A 10837-nucleotide genomic window follows, 5' to 3' on the forward strand; every position below is an offset into this window, starting at 1 on the left:
CCCGAAAACCCCTCCCCAGAACTGAGTACGAGTGACAAGCAGCGATAAGCGTAGGGCGGCGTTCGTGCAGGTTAACGCCAATATATGACCAGCGATGACAAGCGCGGCAGGGTGACGGATGGTAACCGTGTGTCGCAGGTTCGAATTCTGCCAGGGGCAATTTTTATCCGCATTCAACCGTATTTGTCCGATTCTGTGCCTCGACTCCCCATGCTTTGACCTGCGCAAACGTCGATCAGATCTCGACTGAGTCGATGCGCAGGTTCGGCCGACCTGGCACTCCTGGGAACCGCGCAGTGGCTCGCCCCCCGCTACTCGGGTTGGGGTCGGGGGCCCCGGGGCCACGCGTCGAGGGCTTCTTCGGGCTGGTGTCGTTGCATCCATTTTCGGGCGGCCGCGTGGCTGAACCCGCGCTGTTGAAGGAGGTCGAGGGCGGCTGCCCGGACCTCCCGGCTTTGGTCCTTGCCGTCGAGGTGGTCCCTCATCCTGGTTACGATGTCGTCGTAGTCGACCTGGTAGCGGCCGTTGACTTTCTGTGCGAACAGGGGCAGGAGCTTGTAGTAACGCCGCTCGCTGATGCCGAGCTGTGTCCACGGATAGCGTTGCGGCGACTCCCGCTTGTGGTGCTCCATGACGACGATGCTGGCCTTGCGGCGGACATACCGGCGGGTGAGTTCCGCACCCTGCGCCGGGTCGAATCCAGGCTGGATCAGCTGCTCCAGCAGCATCGCCGCAGCTGAGCCCAGGTCCGGCGCATCCGTCTTGCGGTGGATCAGCTCGACCTGCTTCGGATAGGCCAGCGCGACCACATTCCTTAGCGCCGGCTCGTCACCGCGCAGGTATCTATGCCAGTAGGCCTTCAACACCACCTGGCAGGCAAGCTCGTATGGGGTCGAGTTGTCGTCGATCGTGATGGTCGGGATCCCGAAGCCGTGGATCGCCGACGCTAACCGGCGCCAAGGCCGGTTCTTGGGCGGCTGTGCGCCTTCTGGCCATATGCGCGCGGTGAAGGCCCAGTCTGCGGGCTGCTTCGTCATTGGGGCCACGATCAGTGTGGGCTCGGCGGCGGCAAGCGGAATCCAGTTGTCGTCGGCGGACCTGTCGAACAGCGGTTCGACGAGCGTTCCGTCGTTCTGTGTCTCATGGGTTATCCACACCAGACGACGTGTGACCTGGATCCACCAGCCGCCGACTGCTTCACCGATGACCGGCACGTTGAACCTGGTGTTGGAGTTCATGACGCGACGGAAGAGGTCCTTGCGCTCCTCATAGCCGACGAAGGTTCCCAACCATTCGATGACGTAGTCCCGCGTCAGTGCGCCCTGGCGCGCCGCGCGGGCGACCAGTTGACCGGCAAACCCGAGTCCGTCAGCCACGGACCTGGCAGTAGGGCTGGGGTACACCAACGCGTGAACCTGCAGCGCCGCGGCGAACTCCGGCCTCACCGGATCCGGTACTTGCCACACCGTGTCCGCGGTTTCCATAGATCCCATGTGCATGTTGGGGACGTCGATGAACGGCAGGCCATTGGTCTCGAACACGGTGGTGGACCGCCGCACGGGGTCGAAGGTGCGTCCCGACAGCGTCTCGATCTCCTCCGCGGACTTTCGCAACACCCTTCGCAGTTCCTCGGGGTCCGGGTTGCCGCCAACCTGACGGGCAAGATCATCCACGAGGTTCTCGGACCAATGTCCCACCGGGGCAGTATATGAGGGTGTGAAGCACGTTTCCTCCCACATCACTGCCGGATCGGTCGGTTGGCGATCACCAGCGCCGGGTGCGACGGCCCGTATGCCCACGCTGCAGCCGGGCAGGCAGCCATGACAGTCCTGCTGTGGATTGCCGTGCTCGCACCGACCGTGCTGTTCCTTGTCTTCGGCCTGATGTACGTCCTTCTGGATTCGCCCAGAGACAAGAAGGCACTGGCGATCCTGAAGCTGCTGCCCAAGTCCCCAACACAGGTCATCAGCCTGATCGTGGACATGATCCGGTCGAGACTCCAGAACTGAGCAGCTGCCAGCCGTCCGGCGATCCCGTGGCTGGCATGCGATCAAGGTTATGCGCTGCCTCAATGCAGCGTACGAGCCGTGCAGAGCTGCCGGTATGCAGCCGCGAAAGGGCTCGAATCCGGTACCCGGCCAGGTCATGCGTTGTCCAGCCGCCAGAACGCAGTGATGACAACAGGCCCGCCGCCCGACGTGAGCCGTTCCCATGTTTGACGGCTCCCGCCATCGGATGCGGTCGTCGGGCCAAACAGGGCCTAATCCGCGACATGGCAGCCGGCGTCACCCGATGACCTTGGGCGCTCGCATTGGCGCACCATCCGACGGATGTGCGGTCGGGGCCTCCCCGAACGCCTGGCGCAGGTGCAGGGCGACCTCCTCTTGGGCGTGCGCGGCCTTGTCCAGCACCGCGGCAAGGCCGAAGAAGTCGTGCATCACTGCCCTGTAACGGACCGACGTGGCCCGCACGCCGGCGGCCTCCAAGCGGGCGCACCACTCATCGCCCTGGCTCTGCAGCACGTCGCGGTCGGTGGTGACGATCAGTGTCGGCGGCAGACCGGCGAGGCCCTGCGCGGAGAGCGGGAGCAGATCGACCCTGGGGTCTTTCAGGCTGTCGGTCACGCCACGGAAGGCGTGCATCATCATCCAGGACAGCAGTGGACGATTCAGCGGCCGGGCGTCTGCGGCGTCCCGCATGGACGCGCCGTACTGGGCGGTGGTGGTCAGCGGGCAGACGAGCACCTGCGCCACGGGCAGTGGCTCACCTGCCTGCTTGAGCTGACCGCAGGTCGAGGCCGCCATGTTCGCCCCGACGCCCTCGCCACCGATGGCGATGCGTGACGGGTCGCCGCCGAGCTCGGTGGCGTTGGTCCGGAGCCACCGGTAGGTGGCCAGCACGTCCTCGTGGGCGGCCGGGAACACGTGCTCGGGAGCCTTGCGATACTCCGGCGACACCACGATCGCGCCCGTCCGGTTGACCAGGGCGCGGCAGGACGCGTCATAGTCGTCGTTGGTGAACAGGATCCAACCGCCACCGTGCACCCACATCACGACGGGCACCGGATCGGCGGTCTGGCCGAGCGGCTTGTAGACGCGTACGACCTGATCACCACCCGGGCCGGGCACGGTGACGTCCGCCGCCGATCCGACCTCCTCGGGGTCCGTCGGCCGCCCGTCCTGCTGCAGGATCTCCATCGCCGCGTCGGCGAGGCTCGGCTGCTGGCGGGCCTGCTCGAGGGTGAGGAGCTCGTACGGGGCCAGTACCAGTCGGGACCAGGTGTCGAGGATCCGCTGCGCCTGGGTGTCGAGCAGCCAGGAGGCGTCGGTCGACAGGACGTTGCTGCGGCCGGATACCCGGTCGCGTACCTTGTCCATGAACCCGGCGGCCACGTTCATGAGCCTGCGACGGCGTCCGGTGGGCGGGACGGTGGGATGCGAGCGGGCCGGAGCCGACCGCTTGGCGGCGAGGTACCGCTCGCCGAGCCGACCCATCTCCTCCGCGCCCACCGCCCGACGCAGCGCCGGCAGGAACTCCCGTTCCTCCTTATCGATATGGTGCCGGACACCGCCGATCAGCTTGTTCAGCGCCCGCTCGAATTTGTGGCTGCCAGGATCCGCATGGTCAAGCAGGACGAGCAGCCTCTTGAGGACCTGGTGCTCGTCCCGCCCCTCCTCGGCGTCCGCGGCGGCGCCGATCTCAACCAGCGCCGGATACAACACCTCCTCCTCGGCCTGGGCGTGCAGGGCGCGGCCGTAACTCACCTGGTCGACCAGCATTCGCCGGTCACCGCGTCCGGCCTCGAGGTGCTCGAAGAGGCGGTCCACCACCACATGCTCGTCGGCGATCAGGCGGTCGAGGTCGCCCGGCAAGGTCGCGTACGGCAGCGTCATCGGACACCTCCTCCTCCACACTTACCGCAACCGGCACCGCCTTCGCGGCATAACCTGGCATGTCGCCAAGAACCCGAACGGGCGGGTCGACGCTGGTCAGCGCACATCCCAGCCAGGCGTTAGCGCCCGGCCGCACCCGCAGTGAACATGGGTCGGCCGCGAACCACCACCTACCTCACGGCCGACCTGCCCTCTGTCGCCGCCGCGCTGGTCGCGATGACCGGTCAGCCACACCCGCTCGCCCCGCCGCTGCGGACGTGGCTGACAGGCCATGATGACCGCGGGAACCGCCAGCCGCATCGTCAGCCCCCGAGCGGCTGTCGCCAGGGATGTTCGGTCACCGCAGATCGGACTCGCAACCGCTCGCCGAGGGTGGGGAGCTGGCCGACCCGTCCCGGTTCACCGGCATCCTTGCCGACCGGCTGGCCCGCCGTGAGCCCGGCACTGTGACGGTGATCGGTTAGGCACGAGAAGGGGAGTGGCGTCATCCGGACGCCGCCCCCGCAGATCTCCTGCGTGTCGTCAGCCCCGGCAGGCGCGGGCGTCACGTGCCGGCCGGTACGGCGGCGGGCCGGACCGAGAGGTCGAGTTCGCCGCCGACGACATTGACCTCGATGGTGTCGCCCGGACTCGCCCCGTCCTCGAGCAGCAGCGTCGACAGCCGGTCTTCCAACTCACGCTGGATGCTGCGCCGCAGTGGCCGCGCCCCGTACTCGGGCTGGTAGCCCCGGTTGGCCAGCCACTGCGTGGCGTCCGGGCTGATCTCGAGGTTGATGTTCTGTGCGTGCAACCGGCGGCGGGTGCGGTCCAGCAGCAGGCCGGTGATCTCAAGGAGCTGGTCCCGGTCCAGGCCGGTGAAGACGATGATCTCGTCGATCCGGTTGAGGAATTCCGGCCGGAACCGCTGCCCCAGCAGCCCCATCAGTTCCTCGCGCTGGTCGCTGACCGGACGCCCTGCCGCCTGCGCGGCCAGAATGCGGTCCGCGCCGATGTTGCTCGTCATGATCAGGATGGTGTTGCTGAAATCGACCGTGCGGCCCTGCGCGTCGGTGAGGCGACCGTCGTCGAGCACCTGCAGCAGCGCGTTGAACACATCCGCATGCGCCTTCTCCACCTCGTCGAAGAGCAGCACCGAATACGGCCGACGCCGAACCGCCTCGGTGAGCTGACCGGCCTCCTCGTACCCGACGTAGCCCGGGGGCGCTCCGACCAGCCGGCTGACCGTGTGCTGCTCCTGGAACTCGCTCATGTCGAAGCGGATCATGCTGGACTCGTCGCCGAAGAGCGCCGCGGCGAGGGCTCTGGCCAGTTCAGTCTTGCCGACGCCGGTGGGACCGAGGAAGAGGAACGACCCGTCGGGTCGCTGGGGGTCACTCAGCCCGGAACGCGATCGGCGTACGGCGGCCGCCACAGCCCGTACGGCCTCGTGCTGGCCGACCACGCGCTCGTGCAGTTGCTCCTCGATGCGCCTCAGCCTCTGCTTCTCCACCTCCGTGAGCTGGGTGACGGGAACACCGGTACGGCGGCTGACCACCTCGGCGATGTCGCTCATGCGCACCTCGGGCACCGGAGGCGTGCCCTCCTGCGCCGCCGCCAGGTCCCGCTCGGCCGCACCGATCTCGGCTTTCAGCGCACCCGCGCGCTGATAATCCTCGTTCGCCACCGCGCTGTCCTTCTCCCGGCGCAGCTGGGACAGCCGCTTCTCGATCTCCTTCTTGTCCGGAGCGGGGGTGCGGGAACGCAGCCGGACCCGGGCCCCCGCCTGGTCGAGCAGGTCGATGGCCTTGTCCGGCAGAAACCGGTCGGTGATGTAGCGGTGGGACAGTTCAGCCGCGGCGTCCAGCGCTTCGTCCGTGTAGCGCACCTGATGGTGCGCCTCGTACCGGTCACGTATGCCCTTGAGGATCGCGACGGTGTCCTCCACGCTCGGCTCCGACACCAGGATCGGCTGGAACCGGCGCTCCAGCGCAGGATCCTTCTCGATGTAGCGACGGTACTCGTTCAGTGTCGTCGCACCGACCACGTGCAGTTCGCCGCGGGCCAGGGCGGGCTTGAGCATGTTGCCGGCATCCATCGCCCCCTCGCCACCGCCGCCCGCGCCGACAACGGTGTGCAGTTCGTCGATGAAGAGGATCAGCCCGTCCTCGCCCGACGTCACCTCCTGGATCACGTTCTTCAGGCGCTCTTCGAACTCACCGCGGTACTTGGTGCCCGCCACCATCCCGGACAGGTCGAGTGCGACCACACGCCGGTTGGCCAGGGTTTCGGGCACCTCGTCGTTGACGATGCGCTGCGCGATGCCCTCGACGATGGCCGTCTTGCCGACGCCCGGCTCGCCGGTGAGCACCGGATTGTTCTTCGTACGCCGGGAGAGCACTTCGATCGTGTCGTCGATCTCGTCGTCACGGCCGACGACCGGATCGAGCCGACCGGCCCGGGCGTCCTCGGTGAGGTCCCGCCCGTACTGGTCGAGGGTGGGGGTGCTGCTGGCCCCGCGCCCGTCGGCACCGCCCGCCGGCGGCGTGGGCCCGGTGACGGCCCCACCGAGCGCCCGCAACGCCCGGCCCGCGGTCGTCTCCGGGTTCGCGGCGATGCCGAGCAGGAGGTGTTCGGGGCCGATGTACGTCGCGCCGGACCGTCGCGACTCGCGGTGCGCGTCGAGCAGGGCGCGCTTCGCCGCCGGCGCGAGCGGAGGGGTGTCCTCGCGTGGCCTGCCCTTGGGGACGGCCGACTCTATCTGGCGGGCCAGGTCGTCGGGGTCGGCGCCGCTCGCGCCGAGCATCCGGCGGGTGGGGTCGGCCTGGGTGGCGGCCCACAGCAGGTGCTCGACGTTGAGGTACGGACTGCCCCACTCCGTAGCCTGCTCGGCTGCCCGTTGCAGGAGTTGCCGCGACTCGGTGGAGAGCAGCTGGGACAGGTCGACCCGCTCCACCGGACGTCCCGCGAACGGATCCCCCCCGAAGAACCGACTCATCAGATCATCCAAGGAGCCGCCGGGGATGCGGAACGCGTCGAGCGACATCTCATACCCTTTCTGCCGGTGGGGTGGGTCCTCGGCACAGGCCCACCTGAACGCTACGCACCTTTCGCCCGTCAAGGCGGCTTTTGTGGGTTTGCGGGGAGGTCAGGGTTTGTACTCGCTGCGGGTGCGGGGGAGCCACTGCGGGTGGTTGTCGCGGATGTAGCCGATCAGGCCCTCGCGGAGGTCGCAGCGGAGGTCCCAGGCGCTGGCCCCGTCGGCGGCTGTGGCCTGCACCTCGATCACGACGCTCGCTGCGGTGGCATCGACCATCTGCAGAACCCACCGGCGCCGGTCCCACAGCGGTGAGGACTCGACCAGCCGTTGCGTCTCCGTGCGCAGGTCCTCGAGGTCGGCGGTGTGGTCCACGTGGATCTGGACCTTGCCGACCACCCGCGGCTCGTGCCGGGACCAGTTCTGAAACGGGCGCTCGGTGAAGTACATCGTCGGCAGGATGAGCACCCGGTCGTCCCACAGCCGGACGACCACGTTGGTCAGCTTGACCTCTTCGACCCGGCCCCACTCACCCTCGATGACCACCACGTCGCCGACGTGCAGACCGTCCGAGAAGGCGACCTGAATACCGGCGAACGCGTTGCCCAGCACGGTCCGGGCGGACAGGCCGATGAGCGCGCCGACGACGCCGGCCGAGCCCAGGACGGAGATCCCGAACGCGCGGATGGGCGGGAACGTGGTCATGATCAGGCCGATGGCCACGATCGTGATCACTACCGCGGTGAACCGGACCGGGCCGAGGCGGTACGGCTGCGACGGGCGCGTGCGGGTATTCCGGACGAGGTCCGGCACCGGGAGAAGTGGCGCCTTGCTCTGGACATGCTCGACGAGATGCTCGAGCAGTGGGACTGGGTAAGGCATCGCAGGACGGCGATCGCCTCGTCGACGACCGCGGTGTTGGGTCCGGTGGCGGTATGCGCAGCGATACCGACCGACAGGGCATCGGCCTGGTCGGTTTTGCGGCCGTGTCCGGTCGACAACATCCGCACGCGGCGGGCCAGCTTCGCGGGCACGTCGACCACCCCGATGTCGTCGGCGGTCAGTCTGGCGGTCAGCGCGGCGCCGAGGCCGCCTGCGCCTTCGACTGCCCAGACGGCGTGCGGCCAGCGGCCGGCGAAGCGACGCAGTTGTCGATAGCCGTCGCGGTTGACCTCGACACGGATCGCGGCGACGGGTTGGAGTCGGCTGTCGACCGCCACAGCAGTCCATGACGCCTTGTGAGGATCGATCGCGATGACGACCGGTGCGGATGCTGAGGGCAGGGCCAGGGGCACGGGCTTCTCCTTGCGGAGCCGGATAGGGGAGTCCGGCGAGGAGGGCAGACCAACTTCGGGTTAAACAGACCTCTCTCGAGCCACTCTCGCCGGCGGTTGCGATCGGGGCGCAGGCCGTTAGGGGGCCAGCCCGAAGGCGGCAGGTGTTTCCCGAGCGACCCCGACCGCAACCTCGAAGATCATGGCTGCAGACCCTGATCTCCGCCACCAATCCAACAAGTTGGTGTTTCCGGCTTGACCCGCCGGGCGTAGTGCCTGGCGAGGAAGGTGCCGTGATGACCCCGTCGCAGGTAAATGGTCGGATCTGAGCCGGTCGCCGAACAGTTCGGCCGGTTTGGGGGATGAGGGGTCACCCGCTTGGTTATGCCTGCCGTGATGTGCGGACGGTGCGGGCGTGGGGGCGAAGCATCAGGTCAGGAAGCCACGAACCTGGAGGGAACAGGAATGACTGCTGCGACGATGACGCGAAGCGATGAGCAGATCCAGCGAGATGTGCTGGCTGAGTTGAAGTGGGATGCTCGCGTCCAGCCCAACGAGATCGGGGTGTCGGCCAAGGACGGGGTGGTGACCCTGACCGGGTGGGTCGACTCGTTCGTGAAGAAGTGGGCCGCTGAGCAGGCGGCACACCGCGTACGGGGGGTGAAGGCGGTCGCCAACGACATCGAGGTGCGGCTGCCGACCGCGGCGGAGCGGACGGACCCGGACCTGGCGGCGGCGGCGACCCGGGCCCTGGAGTGGGATGCGCTGGTGCCGAGCCAGAACATCCACGTAACCGTCACCAGGGGATGGGTGACCCTGAGCGGCGAGGTCGAATGGGAATACCAGCGGCGGGCCGCGGAGCGGGCGGTGCGCCGCCTGTCCGGGGTGCGGGGAGTGACCAACCAGATCTCCCTGCGGCCGCGAACGAGGGTGGACCTGGCGGAGGCGCGGCGCCGGATCGAGGAGGCGCTCGTCCGTACCGTGGACACGCCCGGCGAACGGCTCACCGTGACCATCGAGGGCGACAAGGTCATCTTGACCGGTGTGGTCCGGTCCTGGCGTGAGCGCGAAGAGGCAGCGCGGGTCGCCTGGTCGGCCCCAGGAGTGATGCAGGTGGAGAACCGCATCGTGGTCGTCCCCGAGGACTAGACGCGGGCCTCGGCCGTTGTCCTCCGGCGTCCGCTGGCCGCGGTCGGACGTTCGCGTGGCGATCCGCCAGAGAGGGCCGCGCTGGCGTGGCGGTCTGCCGTCTCACATCGGCCCAGCCCTCTCTGACGACCACGCCGCACCTGCGGATCCCGCCTAGGAACGTCGCCGCACCCTCGGCAGGTGCATGCACACGTGCTGCCGCTGGCGGCGGTGCGAGGCGAAGGCGGGAGGAACCGACGCGGAGGACTACCGCGTTCCATCGAGGAGTAAGGCGATGCGAAGTAGACAGGACGTCTGGTGGCAGGCCCTTCGGGGGGCTGCCGCGATCGTGTTCGGATTGCTCGCCCTGGCGTGGCCCTCGGTGACGGCGCTCGCCCTCGCTGTGCTGTTCGGCGTGTACGCGCTCACCAACGGAACGCTCAACCTGACTGGGGCTTTCAGCCGCGACAAAGCGGGCAAAGCTCGACTGCTGCTTGTGCTTCGGGGTCTGCTCGGGATCGCGGCCGGCGCGGTGGCGCTGTTGTTGCCCGCGATCTCGGCCGTGGCGTTGGCTGTGGTTATCGGGGTGTGGGCGGTCGCCGCGGGCGCCCTGGAAATCGGGACGGCGGTGGTAGTGCGGCAGCGCGGCCGAGGGCTGCTCGCCGTGGTCGGGGTCTTGTCGATTGTGGCCGGCGTCCTCTTGCTGCTCCGCCCCGACGTCGGCGCTGTGGCCATAGCTCAGGTGATCGGCGCCTACGCCATCGTGGTCGGCGCGCTGACACTGGCAGAGGCCTGGCGACGGCGCCGCTCCGCAGCCAAGCCTGAACGCCACGCTGGCTAACACGAACGCCACCCGACGAGACCGTGACTTGTAGGTGTACCGTCCCCGCCACCTCGGCGTACACCCGAACCGAGGCAGCCTTGGCGGCCACGTCCAAGATGCGTAAGCCGTCCAGGTGAGGAAACACCACGCGCAAGAGATCAGAGAGCTGACATAGCGGAAGAACATCGATCAACGAGTCTCGATCACCAAGTTGGTGCCAGAGGCAAATCTGATTGGCCGTTGACAGCACCAGCAGTTGTCCTCCTGGCAGCGCAGCCGGGGCTGGCTTTGCACGGAACCGCACGGCAGCACGGCTGAACCCCTTTACGAGCCCGACACCCTCGCCAACGGGGTCGTTCAAGGGCCCGACAGCGGCACCCCAGCCACCGCCGCGTCTCCAGCGCCTTGGCCTGCGACGCACAAAGCGACGCGCATACCCGGGTGCCGAGCAGCGCGGTCAGGGCCGGGCCGGTACGACATCCAGAGCAACGTGTGCGACGTTGATCGTGTCGAGTCAGACCTTGTATCGAGCTGCCAGTTCATCCGGTTGGTCGGCTGGAGGGATTTGCTCAAGCAGTGCTAGTCCCAACGCCGTTCAGTTAGGCGTGGGCGAGGCCGGTCAAGGGGTGTGTTGATCAGGGAGTGAGAAGCGGAGTTCCGGTATCAAGGTTTGTCACTCCAAGACAACCCAGAACCAGGAACTCCG

7 protein-coding genes and 2 pseudogenes are annotated in these 10837 nt (G+C 67.9%); 4 read left to right on the forward strand and 5 right to left on the reverse strand.

Going from position 1 to position 10837, the window contains the following annotated elements; genetic code table 11:
- Positions 1–311: 311 nt before the first annotated feature.
- On the reverse strand, positions 312–1697 hold the full coding sequence (locus FHG89_RS30545) for a hypothetical protein (protein ID WP_139587852.1): 1386 nt from the start codon (positions 1695–1697) through the stop codon (positions 312–314).
- 60 nt (positions 1698–1757) lie between these two features.
- Between FHG89_RS30545 and FHG89_RS30550 the strand changes: the two genes are divergently transcribed.
- Positions 1758–2009, forward strand: coding sequence for a hypothetical protein (locus tag FHG89_RS30550; RefSeq protein WP_124772107.1), 252 nt, complete (start codon positions 1758–1760; stop codon positions 2007–2009).
- Between the two features lie 276 nt (positions 2010–2285).
- On the opposite strand, the gene FHG89_RS30555 is transcribed toward FHG89_RS30550, so the two are convergent.
- The 3 genes from FHG89_RS30555 to FHG89_RS30570 all read right to left on the reverse strand — a co-directional run bounded on the left by FHG89_RS30555 (position 2286) and on the right by FHG89_RS30570 (position 7641).
- Positions 2286–3893, reverse strand: coding sequence for an alpha/beta hydrolase fold domain-containing protein (locus FHG89_RS30555; RefSeq protein WP_139587853.1), 1608 nt, complete (start codon positions 3891–3893; stop codon positions 2286–2288).
- Between the two features lie 544 nt (positions 3894–4437).
- Entirely contained in the window at positions 4438–6915 is a 2478-nt protein-coding gene (locus tag FHG89_RS30565) for an ATP-dependent Clp protease ATP-binding subunit (protein WP_139587854.1), read from the reverse strand.
- Positions 6916–7017: 102 nt separating this feature from the next.
- Positions 7018–7641, reverse strand: coding sequence for a mechanosensitive ion channel family protein (locus FHG89_RS30570; RefSeq protein ID WP_244296013.1), 624 nt, complete (start codon positions 7639–7641; stop codon positions 7018–7020).
- Between the two features lie 9 nt (positions 7642–7650).
- Between FHG89_RS30570 and FHG89_RS34515 the strand changes: the two are divergent.
- A pseudogene (locus FHG89_RS34515) lies at positions 7651–7773 on the forward strand (transposase); the annotation flags it as partial.
- A gap of 41 nt (positions 7774–7814) precedes the next feature.
- Here FHG89_RS34515 and FHG89_RS34035 read toward each other — a convergent pair.
- A pseudogene (locus FHG89_RS34035) lies at positions 7815–8201 on the reverse strand (IS110 family transposase); the annotation flags it as partial.
- Positions 8202–8645: 444 nt separating this feature from the next.
- On the opposite strand from FHG89_RS34035, the gene FHG89_RS30580 reads away from it, so the two are divergent.
- Positions 8646–9329: a BON domain-containing protein gene (locus FHG89_RS30580; protein WP_139587856.1), complete on the forward strand. Its 684-nt coding sequence runs from the start codon at positions 8646–8648 to the stop codon at positions 9327–9329.
- A gap of 274 nt (positions 9330–9603) precedes the next feature.
- Positions 9604–10149 (forward strand): HdeD family acid-resistance protein, encoded by a 546-nt coding sequence (locus FHG89_RS30585; protein WP_139587857.1) that lies wholly within the window; start codon positions 9604–9606, stop codon positions 10147–10149.
- The last annotated feature ends 688 nt before the right edge of the window (positions 10150–10837 follow it).

Source organism: Micromonospora orduensis, assembly GCF_006228125.1.
GTDB classification, from domain to species: Bacteria; Actinomycetota; Actinomycetes; order Mycobacteriales; family Micromonosporaceae; genus Micromonospora; species Micromonospora orduensis.